This window comes from Nocardia sp. NPDC023733 (genome assembly GCF_040639775.1).
In the GTDB taxonomy this organism is placed as follows: Bacteria; Actinomycetota; Actinomycetes; order Mycobacteriales; family Mycobacteriaceae; genus Nocardia; species Nocardia rosealba.
In genome coordinates this window covers 1,952,121-1,970,399 of the sequence record NZ_JBFAAN010000001.1, presented here as the reverse complement: position 1 = coordinate 1,970,399, position 18,279 = coordinate 1,952,121, and the positions used below count along the sequence as shown (strand labels likewise).

The window sequence follows — 18,279 nt, the reverse complement described above, 5'->3', positions numbered from 1 at the left end:
GCCGTCATGAATACCTGTAGCAGTCGGTACAGTCAACCTATGGCCCGTCCCCTCGACCACCGCAAACGCGCTGAGCTGTTGGCCGGTGTCGTCGCGTATATCGCTTCGCACGGTTTGACCGAACTGTCCCTGCGCCCGCTGGCCGCCGCCCTCGGGACCAGTTCGCGGATGCTGATCTACTACTTCGACACCAAGGAAGAATTACTGGTCCAGGCTCTGGCCACACAGCGACCAGACCTGGCCGCGGTATTCGCCGACGTGGTCGAACCCGCGCAGCTACGCGATCGGCTCGTCGGCTTCTTCGACCTGAATTCCGACGGCGCGGAGGCAGACAGCGTGCGGGTGCTGTTGCAGGTGCTCGGTGCCGCGTGTGCTCCGGAATCGCCGTACCAGGACTATGCGAATACCGCGATCGCGACCTTTGTCGGCGAACTCGCAGCGGCGCTGCGCAGGACCGGATTGGCTCGAGAGCCTGAAGTGGTGGCGACGCTTCTGGTCTCGGGACTGCGGGGCATCATTCAAGACCGTGTGATCACGGGCGACCGGGAACGCACTGGCCACGCAGCCCGCGCCCTGATCAACGCGGTCTTGCCGTCCGACCGATAGGTCGTAGGGTTGCGGTGACCACCACATCTGCCACCACGGGCGCCGCCCGAACCGGGTGGTCGGTAATCTCCGACGTCACTGTTCGATGAATGCTGACGTCGGAATCTCTGTTGCGGTGAGCTGATTCGTGTGCGTGAACCCCGTTCGTGCAGAACGAAGTTCAGGTGAACTCTGGATCGGCCAGCAGTACTACGCGATCGGCGGCCGGGTCGAAACCGAGCACCGGAGGTGGGGAGCCGCCCTCTGCGCCCATCAATACCGGTTTGCCCAGTCGCCGGCCGACCGCGCACAGGAAGCCACACAGGGTGTCCACTCCCGCCTGGCCCTGCAGCTGGCGGAGGTCGACGTCGAAGTCGATCTCCGTCGCAGACCACGGACGAAAGATCACCAGCACATCTGGGGTGGGCCAGACGCGCAGTTGGGCTATCTCAGCATCAGCAGGGCGCGATAAGAATTCAGCGCCGGACGGCAACCGCCGCGCAATATCGCCCTCGGAGTACTCCCAGGCCCAGCCCTCCGACCGGACCATGTCGAACACCGCCTGCCAATCCTCGGCCGAGGTGGAAGCGACGGACACGTCCGGAAGTGTCCCCATCAGGTGCGGGTCGAAGAAGTTCTTGACTTCGTCCCACTGCAGATCCGCCATCCTGGCATCCTGTCAGCCGGCTCATCTAAACGCAGCTTGATTTCGTGTCCCACACGGGCCGACGGGGCCGAGACCAGATGCGCTATGACGTCAATTTTTGCCGCTGGTGACGACGACCGACAAAGAGCCGGTCACCGAACCGAGCCGACAGGTGATTAGGCGTCCTCCGGAACCAGGTAGCGACCGACCGAGGAACTCCATTCCCGGAGGCGCTCAGAACTGTTGGTTGCCGTACGCGTGGAACCAGGCCGTGATCTGGTCGTGGTCGGCAGTTCTGGCCAGGATCAGCAGGAGCAGTACGCGCGCCTTCTTGGGGGCGAGGTCGCCACCGCTGACGACGCCGATCTTCGGGTCGACGGTGACCGCGCCGGAGCCGTAGGCGTTGGTGGCGACCAAAGTGACGCCCTCGGTCGCCATCGCAGCGGTCGCCTGGTCGGGTGCGGGCGTGCCCGCGAAGACGATGCCCTTGGCGCCCGCCGCGACGGCCGCGGTGATGGGTGCGGCGGGAGCACCGAGATAGCTGTAGGCGATATCGACACGGGGGAGGGTGTCGCCGTCCATCATGGTCAGGTCGAACGGCGTGGCCCAGTTGGCCTGATCGGCGCAGTGTCGGACGCGGGCCGGGGCGCGTTGCAGGCGGATACCCGCCTGGTCGATGGTGCCGAGGTCGCCGTACTCGCGGGTGGTGAAGGTGTTCACCCGCGCCGAATCGGTCTTCGTGGCGTCGCGGGCCGGGAAGATCTGATCGTTGAGGGTGACGACCGTGCCGAAACAGGTGGTCCGGTTGCTCGCCGCCAGGCGAATCGCGTTGTACAGGTTGGCCGGACCGTCGCTACCGAGCGCGGACCAGGGGCGCATCGCGCCGGTCACCACGACCGGTTTCGTGCTGCGGACGGTCAGATCGAGGAAGTAGCTCAGTTCCTCCATGGTGGCCGAACCTGTGCTGATGACGGCGGAGTCGTGATCTTCGAGACGGCGTTCGACCAGCCGCGCCAGATCGTAGAGGTCGCCCACGGTGTAGTCGCCGGACCCCTTCTGCCCGAAATCCTCGGTCGACAGCATCGCGAGATCGCCGACCTCGGGACGGAGCGAGTCGACGAGCTCGGCGATCGGGCGGGTGCCGGGCCGATAGGTTTCGAAATCCGTGCGCCGGTCGGAAGTACCGGCGATGGTGCCGCCGAGACCGATCACCGCTACCCGCTGCATTGTCTGCGCGGGCGCATAACCTGCTGAGCCGAGCACGATTCCGGTGCCGGTGACGGTTCCGACGAGAGCGATCACCGCGGCGATCCTCGAGACTGTGGACATGCGAGTCAGGCTACGAACGCCCCGTCCGCGAGCGCATCATTCCCCGGTGGTACCTCGATCCGATACCGAGGTACGGCCTCGGCAACACAGTCTCTCAAACCGTCTGCAACGCTTGCGGATTCGTCCGTGAAGGACTACTGAGCGCTACCACCGCATCGATGGGACCAACCGCCAGCAATCCGGCTGAACACCGACGGCAATAGCTGCCACAAACCTGACGCATCCCAGTTCAACGACCAAGTCACTGCGTCACATCAACTCGCGACGGACAGGAGCCCCTAACGGCGACGCCTCGAGGTATCCGTCAGGGGATTTCGGCGCGAATCGCGGAAGCCATGACCGTCCGGACCGGCACTGGCGGGTCATCGGTGATGCGGGTAATTGCGGCGAGGCCGACACCGAGCATCAACAGGCGAGCGGCAGCCGCTCGCGCCTGGGTCGCATCGGCGACGGCACGGGACATCACGGCGGTGAGGACGTCGGTCAATTGCGTGAGGGTTTCGACATAGCTGCTCGCGACCGGGCCGCGCAGTTGGGCGTGCGCGCCGGTCTCGGCCCAACGAGCCAGTGCGTGCCCCTCGCCGTCGCCGACCAGGTCGGAGAAGAACAGTGCAAGCGCGGCCGCCGGCTCGAGGTCGAGGGCCGCGTGCTGGTAGGCGGCTATCTCGCGGGCCGCGTACTGCCGCCACGCTTCGGCGGCGAGTTCATCGGTCGAGGAGAAGTGATGGTGAATCTGTCCTTGTGAGCCGCCGAGCTCGCTCGCGACGGTGCGCGCCGTCACCGCGCTCAGTCCGTCTCGTGCCACCACCGTGGCTGCCGCCTCGACGATCGAATGACGGCGCGCGGCGCGGGCCAGATAAGCCATCGATCTCTCCAACGCACGTTTCGTTCGGCCTCGGACACCGAACGCCAGGGTGCGATCGTACGCGAGCGGGAAATAGACTGGACAGCCAATTTGTACATGGGTACAAATTGACTGTGCCCACTGCAATCCGAACCTTGTTCACCCCAGACCTCGACCGTGCCGCGCAAGTACTCGGCGAGGCCTTCGTCGACTACCCCTGGACGAATTGGTGCGTCGCGAAAGATGATCACCTACAACGCATCTCATCGCTACAGCGCATCTATCTCGAGCACATGGCGCTTCCGCACGGGAGGGCCTACATCGACAGCACCGGCCATGGCGTGATCGCTTTCCTACCGCCCGACACCCCAGCGCCGAGCGCGTCGGTGTCGGCCGAAATCGCGGACCTGCACGGCGACCGCCTGGATCACCTGATGGTGGCCGAGGAACGACTGTCGACGCTGCCGGTGCCCGACGGCGCCTGGCTGCTGGCCACCATCGGTACTACACCACAATCCAGAGGAACCGGCCTCGGCACGGCACTGATGAAACATGGCCTGACCGAACTCGATCGAGCCGGGCATGCCTGTTGGCTGGATACCTCGACCGAACGAAACCTCCCGCTGTATCAACGGTTCGGGTTCTCGGTGGTCGACCACATCACGCTCGACGGTGGCCTGTCCGTATGGCGAATGCACCGTCGCGAGACCTAGCGAGCGTGCCAGGCGCGGCCGACGTCGCAATACGGGTCGCACGATCACCCGACAGCCGCGACCGTATGCGACCCTGCTCGCTTCGGATCTGTGTTGTCAGGGCAGGGGGCGTAGGCCGATGGCTGTTCGGGCGCTGACGTAGACGAGGCGGTCGTCGGGCTGGGGGAGTGGCGTGCTGTCCGCGGTGAGGGCGTGGGGGTCTGGGTTGATGGCGCGGAAGGGGATGTCCCAGAGTGGTTCGCCGGTGGTGGGGTCGAGGGCGGTGAGGCCGCTGGGGTGGGTGATGACGATCGAGTCGGTGGTGGTGGCGACGGTTTCGATGAGGGTGGACTGGGGGTGTTGCCAGCGGCGGTGGCCGGTGTGCATGTCGAGGGCTGTCAGCGTTTGGGCTTCCGGGTCGGCCAGGAGGGCAGTGTCATCGACGACGGCCACCAGTGTCGAAGTGGAAGTGGCCTCCAGGTCGGGGGAGGTCCACACGGTGGCGCCGGTGCGGCGGTCGTAGGCGTGGTTGCCGAGGACGACGGGAATCGTGTCGTCGGCGGGCTGATCGAGCAGGGTGCGGCCGGGGGTTTCGGTCGTCGCCAGTGGCTTGCCGGTGCGGTCGAGGATGTCGGTGCCGGTGTCGCAGGAGACGCGCCGCACCAGCGCACCCGCGAGGGCGCTCGACCAGCCGCAGCCCGTGCGGGTGGTGGTCCAGGTGGGTGCACCGGTGTCGAGGGCGAAGCCTGCCAGGTCACTGCTGAGCGCGAGCACGCCCTGGCCGTGCGTGACGTCGATGATGATGTCCATCAGCACGTCCTCCCAGGCGCCGCCCAGCGCGAACTGCGTGGTCCAGAACCGATCCGGGTCCTGCAGCGTGCCCGCTCGCACCCGCACGTCATCGTCTTCGGCGTTGCCCTCCACCAGATACACCCGGTCCTGGGTGGCGGCGATCGCGAAAGGAGACCAGTCGATCGGGGTGCGTGTCGATTGTCCCGTGGACAGGTCGTAGCCGACCACGGCCGTACCGTCGGCGCCGAACCCGGTGAAGCACACCAGGTGCCCGTCGACGGGCACGTCGGCGCAGCCACCGAGATCGGCGGCGGGCGCACGCCAGCGGATGCTCCCGTCGTACGCATCGATGCCGTACAGGGTCGAGGCGTCCCCGGTGCCGACCACGGTCACCAGGATGTCGTCGGTCGAGACGAAACCTGTACTACCCGAATCGAATTCGGTGCCGAACACCGGCGAACGGAAGACCGCATCTGCCGACCCGGACAACTCGGCCGCGCTCACCGACCAGGCCAGACCCGGTGCGGCACTGTTGGTTCCGGTGATCTTGCGAGTGGTATCTGCGGGTTGCGACAACACCACCACCGCCCCGATGCCGGTGACGAGCGCGGCGACAGCGGCGACGATGAGCCCACGTAGTCCCGGCGTCGTCACGGCGTCACCGAACCCGGTGCGAGAGCGATCTTCTCGAGTTGATCGAACGACATCGGTGACGACGGCCTTTCTGCGCGACAGGTGACGTCGATGCGGGTGCCGTCCGGTTTGGTGAGAACGACGGTCCGCACGAATTCTTCTGCGGTGCGCCCGGATTGATCGGCGGTGGTGAAGTATTCCTCGTGGGTTTCGATCACGGTGCCGTCGGCGCCGGTCCGTGCGGAACCGCCGTGCTCGGGTTCAGTGTTCGGCATCGGTTGTCCTGCGGCGATCGACACGGTCAGTGTGGCGGGCTGCCCCGGCGTCGTGACCCGAACCGCCTGACACAGGCCGCCCCGACCGAAGTCGTCGGGTCGCACATCGCCGAGCGGGCGGTCCGTGCTGATCCCGTCGAGCGCGCCGGCCAGCGCCGCGTTCACCCGTGCTGCCACTGCTTCGTCCAGTACCGGCGAATTGTCTACTCGCACATGGCAAGGCGGCGGCGGTTCGATCGTGCCCGGCGGAATCGGATCGCCGACACCGAGCCCGTCGGCGAGCACGATCGCGACCAGTTCGTCCTTGGTGAGCGGCACGGTTCCGGTCGGCATCGACCCGGACGGCGCGTCGGTGGAGACGACCATGATCCGGCTGCCGTCGGGACGATAGGCCTGGGCGCTGCGTGACAATGTCCGGATACCGTCGAGCTCCTCCCAGGTGTCGTGCAGGTCGACGGTCGAACCGTCCGGCATGGTTCGGCGCTCGTCGAGCCAACCCGCCGTGCACGCCGGGACCGGTTCTGCGGACTGCTCGACAGTCACCCACAGCGACCCGGCACCCGCGCCGCGCCGTAGGTCCGCTCCCGCATCGGTGAATCCGCCGAACGGGCTGTCGGGGTTCCCGAGGATCGGTTCGAACAGCAGTGATCGGTCGGGCGACCCGAATTCGAGCGTCACGTCGGTCGGGAGCGCAGCACGCAGTGCCGTCGACATCGCGACAGCCTTCCGCCCCGAGAACCACGGATAGGCCGGATTGTCGTATTCGCCGGGGCCGAAGACCGCGCCGTACGTCTCGTCGGACGACGGTGCTTCGACGCTCGAACAGCCGGGAATCCGCGTCGGGAACGTCACGGACGGACGAACCCGGACCGGCGTCGGCGGCTCTGCCTCGGGCGTGACGGAAACGGTGGTGGTGGGCGGTGCGGTGGTGAGCTCGGGTTCCGGCTCGTGCAGAAGCCCTCCGACGATCACCCCACCGGCCACCGCCGTGAAGCTCCACAGTGCGACGGTCCATCCCGTAATCGCGCGCGTTGGCATCTTGTCCGGCATCCGGCCTCCTCGGGAACGGCTCGGACAATACGCGGGCGCTGTCCGGATGGCTCAGAGCGTAGAAGATCTCGGTTCCTCCCGCCCGAGCCCAGGAGTTCGTACAGGCGCAGGTGATCGACGTCTGTGGCAACTGCGCATCCGCCTTGCGTGGTGCCGGCTAGGAGTCCGTCGCGGAGATCGGCGATCAGGTGGACCGACCAGATGGTCGTGGACGTCACTAGCCTGGGTTGGGTGGGAGCAATGGAGTTCGGTGGCACCGGATGGGATTTCGCGCGGCCGTCCGAGGGTGGGCGGGTGGGGGCGGCGATCCTCGGCTTCCGTATCGGGCAGGGCCTGGACCTGCGCGTCGCGGCGGCGCCGGCGGTCACCGTGGTGATCAATTTCGGCGATACCGAGCTCGTGGCCGACGATGGCGTCGGGCGGCAGAGGTTGACCGGACTCGTCGCCGGACCCGCGCTCGCGGCGATGCGCGTTCGTTGCGCGCGAGCCGAGTGCATCGAGATCCGCATGTCGCCGGTGCGCGCCTATTCGCTCTTGGGCGTCAGCCCGCGTGATCTGGGTTCAGGCGTGGTCGGAGCAGAGGAACTGTGGGGTGGACCGGCTCGCCGTCTGCGGGCCGCACTGGCCGCTGCCACGGACTGGGATGAGCGGTTCGCTCTGACGAAATCGTTTCTGACACACAGTGATCTGCGCCGGGTGCCGGACTCGGAGGTGGTCGCCTGTTGGAACGACATACTCGCCGCCCGGGGGCAGGTACGCGTCGCCGACCTCGCCCAGTCGTGCGGGTGGAGCCGCAAACGTCTCTGGTCGAGGTTCGAGTCGCAGATCGGCTTGACTCCCAAACGTGCGGCGATGCTGGTCCGATTCCGTTGTGCGGTAGACGGTTTGCTGGCGGGTCGATCCGCCGCCGAGGTCGCCGCGGATGGCGGCTACGCAGATCAGGCGCATTTGCACCGGGATGTGTCCATCTTCGCGGGCAGCACACCCGGGGTGCTCGCGACGCGTTATCTGCCCGATATCGCGCGCTACCGCCACCGGGCCTGGGGAACATTTTCTCAATACTCGACGGGTGCGCTCGGCCGATAGTGGTGTTCGCCTCAGCCGAGGCGACGACCGCGAGAGGACATCTGCCGTGAGTAATTCCTTTGATCCCGACGAACTACAGGCCGCACTCGAGGCGGTGCATCGCGCCGGAGTGCCGGGAGTGTTCGCCGAAGCGCGAGCCGGTGAGCAGATCTGGCGCGGCGCTGCCGGGGTCGCCGACCTCGCCACCGGTCGTCCGGTGACGGCCGATATGCGACATCGTGTCGGCAGTATCACCAAGACGTTCACCGCCGCGGCCGTGCTGCAGCTGGTCGAAGCCGGCGAGATCGGGCTCGATACACCGATCGGCCACTATCTGCCGAAGCTGGTCCCCGGCGAGCGCGGTGCGGCGATCACGGTCGAGATGCTGATCAACCACACCAGTGGTCTCGCCGAATACCTTCCACACGCCTACCCGTCGCTGGCCGCGTTCCCCGATCTGGCGAGGACGACACCGGAAAGCTTGGACGACAACAGGTTCAGCAAGTTCAACTGGGACGAGCTGATCGAGTTGGGCGTCGCCGCCCCGGCCGTCGGCGTCCCCGGCAAGCCGCCGGGGGTGTACTCGAACACCAATTACCTGTTGCTTTGTCGGCTGATGGAGTCGGTCACGGCGACTTCGGCGGAGAAGTTCATCACCCGAAATGTCATCGAACGTGCCGGTCTGCGCCATACTGAACTGCCCACTGGTTCCGAGATCGATGGACCACATTCCCACCATTACGAATCGTGGTTCGGCATGATCGACCCGCCGCGCGACTACAGCGTTTACGACATGTCGTGGGTAGGCCCGTCGGCTTCCCTGATCTCGACCGTCGCCGACCTCAACCGGTTCTTCGATCTGCTCCTTGCCGGTGAGATCATCAGTCGCGCGATGCTGGAACGGATGCAGCGCACCGTCGCGGTGATCTCCTTCGAAGGCAAGACCGTCGACTACGGGCTCGGCCTGCACCGGATGGAGGTTCCCGGCCGTGGCACCTTCTGGGGTCACGACGGCTCGGTCTGGGGCGGTGGCGCCATCTCCCTGACCAGCGCCGACCGAACCCGCCAAGCCTCCGTTGCGCTGAATCTCCAGCGCTGGAACACCCTGGCGCCGTCGGGCCGACCACAACCTCACGCGATCGATGACGCTTTCGCTGGTCTCCTGCGAACACTGACCGGTGGACGCCCCGGGCCGTCACCGCGCTGACGGAGAGAATCATGGCAGGGGTCACCGCGCCGCCGCACGCCTCGGATTCGGCTGCGCGGTGGCGCGGTGATGCGGTGTTCACGCCCGGATTCATGGCGTTCACCGGCCGGATCGGCGACGCCGACCGGCACGCTCATGCCGCGGTTCAGGTGTTGTTCGTCGCCCGTGGTGGCCTCGTTCTCACCGACGCACAGGGGCAGGCAACGCACGCCACGGCGGCGATCATCCCGCCCGGTGTTGTCCACCAGGTCACCGCGGAACCCGGAACATCCGGGTTCGCGGCCTTCCTCGATCCCGACTCCGCCACCGCGCGCGCCGCGCTGGCTCGCTTGGCCGGCTTGCCCTTTGAAGCCGCCACCAGTTGGGTCACAGCGACATCCCCGCGTTCACCCGAGAGCCCGCTCGATTCGCTCGGCGCTGCACGGCGGCGCTCGCATCCGGCGGTCGCCGACGCGCTGCGCGTCGCGGCCGGTTGGCCAGGGGGACCACCGTCGTTGGTCGAACTCGCTGCCCGGGTGGGGATGTCGGCGAGTCGGCTCGCGCATGTGTTCACCGCCGAGGTCGGCTCGGGATATGCGGCGTGGCGGCGCTGGACTCGGCTGCAACGCGGTTTCACGGTTGTGCGCGAGGGCGGTTCGCTGACCGAGGCCGCCCATGCGGCCGGGTTCGCCGACAGCGCACACCTGACCCGTACGTGTCGGGAGTTGATCGGTATCACCCCGACCGAAGCACTCATCGCCACCGGATGGCGTCCGCCACCGGCACAGGTCAGCTGATTTCTTCAAGCCGAGACAGGTACCAGGGCGCGACGCTGAATCCATGTCCGCACTCGTTGCTTCACTCATCCGCTACGGCTACGCCCCGTTGATGCTGATCGGCATCAACGGGGCGGGTATCGCCGTGGCCGCCACCGGCGCCCACAAACTCTGGCTGCTCGCCCTGCTCGGCATCGCTGTCGCTGTGTCGTTCACCGCCGAGGCGGTCCTGCCCTACCGGGCGGATTGGAATACCTCCCACGGTGATTTCGGCCGTGACACCGCGCACGGTGTCGTCAACGAAATCCTGGTCCTGGGCAGCGTCGCCGCTATCCCGGTGCTCGCCGCGCTGATCCCTGGCGTCGGGATCTGGCCTGGCAGTTGGCCTTTCGTAGCTCAGGTGCTGGTCGCGATCCTCGTCGCCGACTTCGGGATCACCCTGGCGCACTACGCGAGTCACAAGATCGCGATCCTGTGGCGCTTCCACGCGGTACACCACAGTGTGCAACGGTTCTACGGGCTCAACGGCCTCATGAAACACCCGTTGCATCAGACCATCGAGATGACGGCCGGAGTCACCCCGCTGCTGCTGGCAGGGATCCCCGTCCCGGTCGCGGCGGCATTGTCACTGGCGGTGGCGGTGCAACTGCTGCTGCAACACTCCAATGCCGACTATCGCGTCGGCCCCTTCAAATACGTTCTGGCGCTCAACGAAGGCCACCGCTTCCACCACCTCAAATGGGCAGGCATCGGTGACGTCAACTTCGGGCTGTTCACCCTCGTCTGGGATCACCTGCTGCGCACCTACAGCTACGACCCGAGCCGACGGTTTTCCAGCGCCGATCTCGGTATGGCGGCCGAACCCGACTACCCCAGCGGCTATCTCGCCCAACTCGCGAAACCGTTCACTCGCTGAGCAGCAGACAGCGTGACCGCGACCTTTGTGCGGGGTCGGACAAACCCGCCCGCAGGGTGGAAGGGCGATCCGTGCTGCGGACGAGTCTGTTCGCGGTGTTGGTACCGGCCGCCCGAAGGCTGCGTCTGTGACGATACGAATCGTGCGGGTTGTTGTAGGTGACCTGATCCGTATGTTGCGAGAGTTCACATCGGATCAGCCCTTGCTTTGTCTCTGAATCGAATCCGATCGCGAACGTGATCCGCGGGGGTTGGTGCGGGCGAAAGTGTAATTGCCCGGTAGGCGCTGGGAGATTCTCAAGAATTTTTCCTCGAAGCTGTGGAGTTCCAGACAATGTTTTCCGAGCGATCGAAGCGGCGTCTACTGGATGTGGACCTCGAGTCGTTGCTCGACTACATCGAGACCCACCAGATCGCCGTGGCCATCACTCCCACGTATCGACATATTCAGAACAACCCGACATGGGTGCGAACCCGGTGCGATCTGATCACGACGGATCCGCCGTCCTACCAGCGCCGTCAACAACGGCTGGTCGTCTCCTGAACCGCCGACGCGAGCGCGAATCGAGCAAGTGCTCGGCAAAACGCGCCGCGGCAGCCTACATACCCGTCGAGGCCGCGCTCGAACTGGTGCATTGTGCTGCGGTACAAGACAGTCTGTGAATCCACACAAACGGTATACCGGGGCATCGTGAGCCCACCAGAGCATTTGCTGGGTACGGTAACCACAGCTGAGGCGTGGCTATGTTGCGATTCACACAGAACCCGCGATCGTCCATTGCCGACTGTTACAACGGAGTGCTCGATGACCCCTTCAACTATCGATCAGGCCCACAACCCTTTCACTGCAGACGGTCGGCCGGTATCGAGTTTCCTGGGGAGCGCGGACGAGTTGGTGCCGCGGCTGGTCACCTATTTCACCGAGCATTTCATGCCGTGTATGACGCTGCCGAGCGAGGCCATCCGCGGCGACGTCACCGAATTCACCCGGCACTGCCTGGCCCTGGCGATGGAAATGCTGGACAAGCGGGCGTCTCCGTCCGAACAGCAGTTGGCCGCGCTGCGGGCATCCGCGGCGCAGTACGCCCGGGAGGGTGTGCCGGTGGGGACCCTGCTCCGTGCCTATGCCGAGGGCTTCAGGATCGGCTTCGAACTCGTCACCGAGCACGTCACCCCGGCGGACCTGACCGAGCTCGTCGAGGGCACCCGGCTGCTGTTGCGGACACTCGAGATGATCAACGCGACGGTGACCAGTGCCTACCTCGACGAGCAACGCCAGGTCGCCAAGGAGCATCAGACCAGTGCGCAGACGGTGGTCTCGGCATTACTGAGCGGGCACGGCATCGGCGCGCTCACCCGGCAGACCGGAATCAGGGTGGCCGGCTCGTATCAGGTTGTCGCACTGATGATTCCCGATCTGGCCGAGGAGTTCGACCCGAATGTCGACGCCCAGGTGGTCGCGCGCCGCAAATTGCGCCGGGTGCAGGCGGCGCTGGCTGATGTGTTCGCCTCGCGGGCGCTGGCGTTGCTGAGTACCAAGGGCGGGACTTTGCTGATCCCGGCCGACGAACCGGACTCGCCGCGGATGACCGCCGCCGTGCTGGCCGAGATCGGCGCCCTGGCCGGTATGGAACTCACCGCGACCCTGGTGCATACCACGACCGAGCGGATTCCCACCGCCACCGAGGAAGCGCACGAGCTGCTCGATTTGGTGCGTGGCATCGCCAAACCGGCTGGGCTGTACGAGCTGTCGGATCTGGCGATCGAGTACCAGCTCACCCGGCCCGGACCTGCGCGCAACCATCTCGCCGCTGTGATCGCCCCGCTCACCGACTACCCGGAATTGCTGGAAACGTTGAAGGTCTATATGGCGACGGGCCTCAACCGCAAGGCTGCGGCCCGCCGGATCAATGTGCACCCCAACACCATCGATTACCGGTTGCGGCGGGTGAGCAGCCTGACCGACCTCGATCTGACGACAGCGGAGGGAATTCTGCGGGCCCGCATCGCGCTGCTGGCCGATGATCTCGTGCACACCCGGGGCGCTGCGTGATGCCCGCCTACCGCGTCGTCAGGGCACTGGCCGCGTCGACCCCGGATCGGTAACAGGCTTCGAGTTGGGCGCCGAGCAGATAGTCACCTGCCAGTTGCAGCCCCGGGACGGCGCGCAGCTGTTCGCGCAGCCCGGCGCGGAATCCGGCGTGGTCGGGTAGGTAAGCGCAGTGGGCTGCTGACCAGCTGCGGGTTTCGGTGCGTAGTCGCTCGATGGTCGGGCCGCCGAGCAGGCCGCATACCTTGGCCTCGGCATCGTCGACCCACCGCGCCAGTTGTGCTGGGTCGGGCTGCGGCCGCGCCTCGCGTCCGCTGAAGGTGTAGCGGACGATGTCGAGATCGTTGACGCCGTAGACGCCTGCCGCGCTGCAGGGCCCGGAATCGAACGCGATCGATCGCACGGTACTGCTGAACAATGGTCGCGCGTACTGCACCACTGCGACCGTCGACGGATAATAGGTGACCTCGCTCAACATCTTGCCGAGCGCCGGAGCAACTTCGCCCAGCAGCCGTGCGGACGCGTGCGCCGGTGTCGCGAGGACGACGCCGTCATAGCTGGAAAACGTGGTCCTACCGTCGTTTTCCATGGTTTCCAGCCCGACCACCCGGCCTTCGCGCAGCGCCACGCGTTCGACTCGCGTGTGGAGGCGAACCGGTACCTGGTCGGCGAACCAGTCCAGTACCGGTTGCATTCCGTCGACGAGTTGGTCGTAGCGATCCTGCACCATGCCCAGGCTCACCCCGAAAGCGCCGAGATACACCTCGTCCGGCTCTGCGGCATTGAGCCGTACGGTCAACGGGCGCAGGACGGTACGGCTGAACTGTTGACCGAATCGAGTGCTGAGGGCGGCGCTGTCTTCGGCAGTGCCCAGGCGACCGAAGTAGTCGGAGTCGAGGTAACGGTTGCGTTCGTCGAATCGTACGCGCGCACCGTAGTAGAGCATGCGGGCCGCGTCGATGGGCGATCCGGTGCGCAGGAGATGGCGCAGGAAGCCGGCGATGCCCGGGTTGTCGAGCGTCACCAGCCGACCGTCGACGACCTGGGAGCTGTTGATCCCGAACGGCTCGTACGCACGTTCGCCGGACGCGGTGATGAACGCGCGCAGCTCGTGGTAGCGACGGCCGATATTTTTGCCGCCCAGCATGATCGGAGTCCCACCGAGCGTGCCGAAACCGCAGCGTCCACCGAGCGTCGAGTCCTGCTCGAGCAGTTCCACGGTGTGACCGGCGCGGTGCAGGGCGAACGCGGCGCCGATGCCGGACAGGCCGCCGCCGACGACCGCGAACTTCTGTGGCGTGCTCATGATCGGTTGTGCTCCTGTTCCGGCGGCACGGGGTAGGGCGCCAGTTCGACGAGCGCGACAGCGATCCGGGCGCCGCGCTGGTGCAGGGTGACCTCGACGCCGATGCCGTCGAGTCCGGTGTCGGCAGTGGTGGTGGTGCAGGTGATGGGCGCGTCCAGTTCGGCGAAATCGGTGAAATGGGCCTCGACGCCGAGCACTGCGGCCGCCGGCGAATCGAGCAGTCCGGCCTCGCTCGCGGCCAGGACGGCCGCCTGCCGGAAGACCTCGAGCAGCAACGGACCCGGGACGTGGTCGTACTGGTGGTCGAAGAAACTGGGATGACTCCGGTCGACTACGACGACCAGCTCGGGCGTTGGGGTCCGGCCGAGGACGACGTTGCGTGGGTCGCGGCGCCCGACGAGCTCAGGTGGGAGAGGCCGCACCGGATCCGGTGCAGGCTCGGCAGCTTGCGCACGGTTGCGGCGTTGCAGTTCGCGGAACTCGTCGTAGTCCTCACGGGGGAAGGTGATCCCGCTGCCCGACAACGTCATCGCCAGCGCACCGTCGACGGTGAAGATGGCATCGAAGGGCACGTCCTGGTAGTAGTCGCGCCCGGTGGCCAAGGCACCCGGACGTACCCGCACGAGCCCCTCCAACGGGTAGCGTTCGCTGTCGCGGAACGCGCTGAGGTCTTCCACCATGAATGCCATCCGCTGCAAGCTCGCCGGGGCGTCGGCGGGCACACCGAGGTGACGTTGCCCGACGACGAGAAGTGCTTGGCGCACGGCCTCGACGGCGCAGAGAGGGTCGTGGTAGGCGACCAGTCGATCGAACCACAGCGAATGTGCGCGCGGAATCTGTACCGCGGCAAGGAATTCGGAGCCGCCGACAACGGCCGTATCGGCGACATAGACCTCGGCGAGACCTCGTCGATGCGCCAATGCGGCGGGGACGAGTTGTTCGAAGCCGAGCGTGCCGCGCACCGGCCACAGGGAACTTGTCACGCGAGTACCGCCTCGTGAGCAGGGACCGTACTCCAGATGCGTTCGGCGAGCAGCACGCCGAGCATCCTCGGTGTCGGATGGGTGAAGAGATCTTCGAGCGAAAGATGCACTGCGGCGGCAGTGTTGATACGGCTGCGCAACTCAAGGATCGACAACGACGTCAGCCCGAGCGTGAGGACGGTCGCGTCCAGGTCGAGCTCGTCTTCGGCGCGGTCGACGAGGATTTCGCGGATCTGCTCGACCACCAGGCGCGTCGCGAAGTCGGTGCGCTGATTCTCGGGGACGGTCGGCAAGTCCGGGCGCCCGGGTCCGGGAGTTCTCGTGAGCGCGTCGTGACGGCCGAGGGCGCTTTGTCCCGCAATGTCGGCGCCGGCCGCGCCGATCATGCGTTCGAGCTCGGAGCTGTCGGTGTCGACCCAGTAGCGGCGATGCTGGAACGGGTAGGTCGGCAGGTCGACTGTGGACGCGTCACCGTCCCCGCACAGTGCCTCCCATCCGACCTCGGCGCCGGAAACCCATGCCGTGCCGAGGGCTTTCACCACCGAGGAAGCTTCACTGGTGCCGGGTCGCAGTATCGGCACGGCGGTGCAGCCGGTGTCTGCGAGCACCTCGTAGACGAGTCCGGCGAGCGTGTCACCAGCGCCGAGCTCGAGATAGGTGACGACACCGGCGTCGTTCAGGTGCAACACACTGTCGTGGAAGCGCACCGGCTCACGGGCCTGACGGACCCAGTGCTCGATCGAAGTGAGCTGCCCCGGTTCGGCCGCGGTCCCTGTCGACGTGGAGATCAACGGGATACGCGGCTCGTGGAGCTGCACCGTCGCGAGGACCGCGCGGAACTCGTCGACGATCGCGGCGACGTGGGGTGAATGGAACCCGCGGTCCACGGCGAGCCGGGTGACGCGACGCCCGCGGGTGCGCCACTGTCGGCCGAGGTCCCCGACCGCGGCGATATCGCCTGCCAGCACGGTGGCGTTGGGTCCGTTGGCCGCCGCGATCGACACTTCGTGCTCCCGTCCGGCGATCGAGGCCAGCACCTCGGCGTAGGACGCTCGCACGGACACCATCGCTCCCGGCGCCATCTGTTGCATCAACCTGCCGCGTGCCGCGACCACGGTGACCGCGTCCGCCAGTGACAACACCCCGGCTACGTGCGCCGCCGAGAGTTCTCCGATGGAGTGTCCGACGACGTAATCCGGTGTCGTGCACCAGGATTCGAGCAGGCGGAACAGTGCGACCTGGAGTGCGAACACCGCGGGCTGGGTGTAGTCGGTGCGGGGGAGCAGGTCCTCACCGTCGAACAGCACCGCGCGCAGCGAGCGGTCCAGGTGAGTGTCGAAACCGGCGCACACCGTGTCGAACGCCGCCGCGAACACCGGGAAGGTGTCGTAGAGTTCACGGCCACTGCCCGCGAGCTGTCCGCCCTGGCCGGAGAACATCATCGCCAGTTTCCCGCTGGGGGAGCGGCGGGCGATGACCGCTGAACCGCCGGTGCGCTCACCCGCGACCACGGCAAGGCCGTCCAGCAGGCCTTCTCGGCTGTCTGCCACGACGACGGCGCGGTGGTCGAATCTCGCCCGGGTGGTCGCCAGCGAATACGCGATGTCGGTGATGTCCTGGCCGGAATCGGTCACGGCCGCGCGTAACCGAGCTGCCTGATCCCGCAGGGCACCCGCGGTGCGAGCCGACAGCAGCCACGGCACGACCGCAGGTTCGGCCCGTGCCGAAACGGCCTGTACTGCTACGGGTTCGGGTGCCTGTTCGACGATCAGATGGACGTTGGTGCCGCTGATGCCGAAGGAGGAGACCCCGGCTCGGCGCGCGTGTCCGGTGCTCGGCCAGGGGTGTGGCCGCAGCGCGAGCCGGATCCGGTCCCCGGTCCAGTCGGCATGTGGGGTCGGTGCGTCGACGTGCAGGGTGGGTGGGACGACGCCGTGCCGGATCGCCTGCACCATCTTGATCAGCCCGGCTACCCCGGCCGCCGACTGGGTGTGTCCCATATTGGATTTCACCGAACCGAGCAGCAGTGGTGGCGCACCGTCACGCGCGCCGTAGGTGGCTAGGAGGGCTTGGGCCTCCACCGGGTCGCCCAATACGGTGCCGGTACCGTGCCCTTCGACCACGTCGACCTCGGCGGCGCCGACCCCGGCGTTCGACAACGCCGCCCGGATCACGCGCTGTTGCGCGGTTCCGCGCGGCGCGGTGAGGCCGTTGGACGCGCCGTCGCTGTTCACCGCGGACCCGCGCAGCACAGCCAGGATCCGGTGGCCCTCCCGCTGGGCGTCCGAAAGGCGTTCCAGCACAACGAAGCCGACACCCTCGCCCCACGCGGTGCCGTCCGCGCCTGCGGCGAAGGATTTGCACCTGCCGTTCGGTGCCAGCGCACGTTGACGCGAGAACAGCGCGAACGGCATCGGTGTCGACATCACCGTGACACCCCCGGCCAGGGCCATCGCGCATTCCCGCAGCCGCAACGACTGCATCGCCTGGTGGATCGCGACCGCCGAGGACGAACAGGCCGTGTCGACGGTCACCGCAGGCCCTTCCAGCCCCAGTAGATAGGCCACCCGGCCCGCCGCCATCGAGGCGTGGTTGCCGGTGAAGTAGTAGGTCTCGGCGCCGTCCCAGGCCTGACTGGCACCGAACCCGTATCCCTGGTCGCTGAAGCCGACGAAGACGCCGGTATCGCTGCCGCGCAACGACATCGGGTCCACGCGAGCGTGCTCGACCGATTCCCAGGCCAGCTCGAGCAGCAGGCGTTGCTGCGGGTCCATCGCTTCGGCCTCGCGCGGACTGATCCCGAAGAACCCGGCGTCGAATTCGCCCGCCTCGGTCAGGAAACCACCCTCGCGCACAGAGGATTTGGCGAACTTGTCGGGGTCGGGATCGTAGAACGCGTCGATGTCCCAGCCCCGGTCGGCCGGGAAGTCCGAGATCAGGTCGCGCCCGTCGAGCAGTGCATGCCACAGATCGTCCGGTGAGTCGATTCCGCCGGGGAACCGGCACGACATGCCGACGATCGCGATCGGTTCCGTTGTTCGTGCCCGCTCGTCGGCGAGCTCCTGACGAGTCTGCTGCAATTGCCGGGTGGCGCGCTTGAGATACGCGCGCAGTTCCGCTTCGTTGGCCATCGGATCCTCGCTTTCTCCTCG

General features: G+C 66.7%; 16 protein-coding genes. 8 read left to right on the top strand and 8 right to left on the bottom strand.

Annotated elements, in window-relative coordinates; all coding sequences use genetic code 11:
- The first annotated feature begins 39 nt into the window (after window positions 1–39).
- Entirely contained in the window at window positions 40–606 is a 567-nt protein-coding gene (locus AB0F86_RS09095) for a TetR/AcrR family transcriptional regulator (protein WP_356983111.1), read from the top strand.
- Between the two features lie 160 nt (window positions 607–766).
- On the opposite strand, the gene AB0F86_RS09090 is transcribed toward AB0F86_RS09095, so the two are convergent.
- From AB0F86_RS09090 to AB0F86_RS09080, 3 genes are all read right to left on the bottom strand, one after another.
- Entirely contained in the window at window positions 767–1,252 is a 486-nt protein-coding gene (locus tag AB0F86_RS09090) for a hypothetical protein (RefSeq protein ID WP_356983110.1), read from the bottom strand.
- Between the two features lie 213 nt (window positions 1,253–1,465).
- The gene (locus AB0F86_RS09085) at window positions 1,466–2,560 is read right to left on the bottom strand and encodes an asparaginase (RefSeq protein ID WP_356983108.1); all 1,095 of its coding nucleotides are present in this window, start codon (window positions 2,558–2,560) and stop codon (window positions 1,466–1,468) included.
- Between the two features lie 304 nt (window positions 2,561–2,864).
- Window positions 2,865–3,425: a TetR family transcriptional regulator gene (locus AB0F86_RS09080; protein ID WP_356983106.1), complete on the bottom strand. Its 561-nt coding sequence runs from the start codon at window positions 3,423–3,425 to the stop codon at window positions 2,865–2,867.
- Window positions 3,426–3,538: 113 nt separating this feature from the next.
- Here AB0F86_RS09080 and AB0F86_RS09075 point away from each other — a divergent pair, with 113 nt between their 5' ends.
- Complete coding sequence (locus tag AB0F86_RS09075) at window positions 3,539–4,117, top strand: GNAT family N-acetyltransferase (protein ID WP_356983104.1); 579 nt, start codon at window positions 3,539–3,541, stop codon at window positions 4,115–4,117.
- A gap of 96 nt (window positions 4,118–4,213) precedes the next feature.
- Here AB0F86_RS09075 and AB0F86_RS09070 read toward each other — a convergent pair whose 3' ends face one another.
- Together AB0F86_RS09070 and AB0F86_RS09065 are read right to left on the bottom strand one after the other, a co-directional pair.
- Window positions 4,214–5,542 (bottom strand): PQQ-binding-like beta-propeller repeat protein, encoded by a 1,329-nt coding sequence (locus AB0F86_RS09070; protein WP_356983102.1) that lies wholly within the window; start codon window positions 5,540–5,542, stop codon window positions 4,214–4,216.
- Window positions 5,539–6,846: a hypothetical protein gene (locus AB0F86_RS09065; RefSeq protein ID WP_356983100.1), complete on the bottom strand. Its 1,308-nt coding sequence runs from the start codon at window positions 6,844–6,846 to the stop codon at window positions 5,539–5,541. The genes AB0F86_RS09070 and AB0F86_RS09065 overlap by 4 nt, the downstream gene beginning before the upstream one ends.
- Before the next feature lie 240 nt (window positions 6,847–7,086).
- Between AB0F86_RS09065 and AB0F86_RS09060 the strand changes: the two genes are divergently transcribed.
- The 6 genes from AB0F86_RS09060 (at window position 7,087) to AB0F86_RS09035 (ending at window position 12,841) form a co-directional block, all read left to right on the top strand.
- On the top strand, window positions 7,087–7,932 hold the full coding sequence (locus tag AB0F86_RS09060) for a helix-turn-helix domain-containing protein (protein ID WP_356983098.1): 846 nt from the start codon (window positions 7,087–7,089) through the stop codon (window positions 7,930–7,932).
- Between the two features lie 46 nt (window positions 7,933–7,978).
- On the top strand, window positions 7,979–9,118 hold the full coding sequence (locus AB0F86_RS09055) for a serine hydrolase domain-containing protein (RefSeq protein WP_356983097.1): 1,140 nt from the start codon (window positions 7,979–7,981) through the stop codon (window positions 9,116–9,118).
- Between the two features lie 11 nt (window positions 9,119–9,129).
- A complete protein-coding gene (locus AB0F86_RS09050; RefSeq protein WP_356983095.1) occupies window positions 9,130–9,894 on the top strand; it encodes an AraC family transcriptional regulator in 765 nt (254 codons plus the stop codon).
- 43 nt (window positions 9,895–9,937) lie between these two features.
- Entirely contained in the window at window positions 9,938–10,789 is an 852-nt protein-coding gene (locus tag AB0F86_RS09045) for a sterol desaturase family protein (RefSeq protein ID WP_356983093.1), read from the top strand.
- A gap of 318 nt (window positions 10,790–11,107) precedes the next feature.
- Complete coding sequence (locus AB0F86_RS09040; RefSeq protein WP_356983092.1) at window positions 11,108–11,332, top strand: hypothetical protein; 225 nt, start codon at window positions 11,108–11,110, stop codon at window positions 11,330–11,332.
- 261 nt (window positions 11,333–11,593) lie between these two features.
- Window positions 11,594–12,841: a PucR family transcriptional regulator gene (locus AB0F86_RS09035; RefSeq protein ID WP_181699730.1), complete on the top strand. Its 1,248-nt coding sequence runs from the start codon at window positions 11,594–11,596 to the stop codon at window positions 12,839–12,841.
- 7 nt (window positions 12,842–12,848) lie between these two features.
- Here AB0F86_RS09035 and AB0F86_RS09030 read toward each other — a convergent pair whose 3' ends face one another.
- From AB0F86_RS09030 to AB0F86_RS09020, 3 genes are read right to left on the bottom strand one after another with little or no spacing between them, the layout of a single operon-like run.
- Window positions 12,849–14,144, bottom strand: a complete 1,296-nt coding sequence (locus AB0F86_RS09030) for an FAD-dependent oxidoreductase (protein WP_356983090.1) — start codon at window positions 14,142–14,144, stop codon at window positions 12,849–12,851.
- Entirely contained in the window at window positions 14,141–15,127 is a 987-nt protein-coding gene (locus AB0F86_RS09025) for an AfsA-related hotdog domain-containing protein (RefSeq protein ID WP_356983088.1), read from the bottom strand. The genes AB0F86_RS09030 and AB0F86_RS09025 overlap by 4 nt, the downstream gene beginning before the upstream one ends.
- Window positions 15,124–18,258, bottom strand: a complete 3,135-nt coding sequence (locus AB0F86_RS09020) for a beta-ketoacyl synthase N-terminal-like domain-containing protein (RefSeq protein ID WP_356983087.1) — start codon at window positions 18,256–18,258, stop codon at window positions 15,124–15,126. The genes AB0F86_RS09025 and AB0F86_RS09020 overlap by 4 nt, the downstream gene beginning before the upstream one ends.
- Window positions 18,259–18,279: the final 21 nt, after the last annotated feature.

What these genes read in the sequence shown, in the direction of transcription:
- AB0F86_RS09095 (WP_356983111.1), top strand. Translation starts at nt 40, where the DNA reads ATGGCCCGTCCCCTCGACCACCGCAAACGCGCTGAGCTGTTGGCCGGT.
- AB0F86_RS09090 (WP_356983110.1), bottom strand. Translation starts at nt 1,252, where the DNA reads ATGGCGGATCTGCAGTGGGACGAAGTCAAGAACTTCTTCGACCCGCAC.
- AB0F86_RS09085 (WP_356983108.1), bottom strand. Translation starts at nt 2,560, where the DNA reads ATGTCCACAGTCTCGAGGATCGCCGCGGTGATCGCTCTCGTCGGAACC.
- AB0F86_RS09080 (WP_356983106.1), bottom strand. Translation starts at nt 3,425, where the DNA reads ATGGCTTATCTGGCCCGCGCCGCGCGCCGTCATTCGATCGTCGAGGCG.
- AB0F86_RS09065 (WP_356983100.1), bottom strand. Translation starts at nt 6,846, where the DNA reads ATGCCGGACAAGATGCCAACGCGCGCGATTACGGGATGGACCGTCGCA.
- AB0F86_RS09060 (WP_356983098.1), top strand. Translation starts at nt 7,087, where the DNA reads ATGGAGTTCGGTGGCACCGGATGGGATTTCGCGCGGCCGTCCGAGGGT.
- AB0F86_RS09050 (WP_356983095.1), top strand. Translation starts at nt 9,130, where the DNA reads ATGGCAGGGGTCACCGCGCCGCCGCACGCCTCGGATTCGGCTGCGCGG.
- AB0F86_RS09045 (WP_356983093.1), top strand. Translation starts at nt 9,938, where the DNA reads ATGTCCGCACTCGTTGCTTCACTCATCCGCTACGGCTACGCCCCGTTG.
- AB0F86_RS09035 (WP_181699730.1), top strand. Translation starts at nt 11,594, where the DNA reads ATGACCCCTTCAACTATCGATCAGGCCCACAACCCTTTCACTGCAGAC.
- AB0F86_RS09030 (WP_356983090.1), bottom strand. Translation starts at nt 14,144, where the DNA reads ATGAGCACGCCACAGAAGTTCGCGGTCGTCGGCGGCGGCCTGTCCGGC.
- AB0F86_RS09020 (WP_356983087.1), bottom strand. Translation starts at nt 18,258, where the DNA reads ATGGCCAACGAAGCGGAACTGCGCGCGTATCTCAAGCGCGCCACCCGG.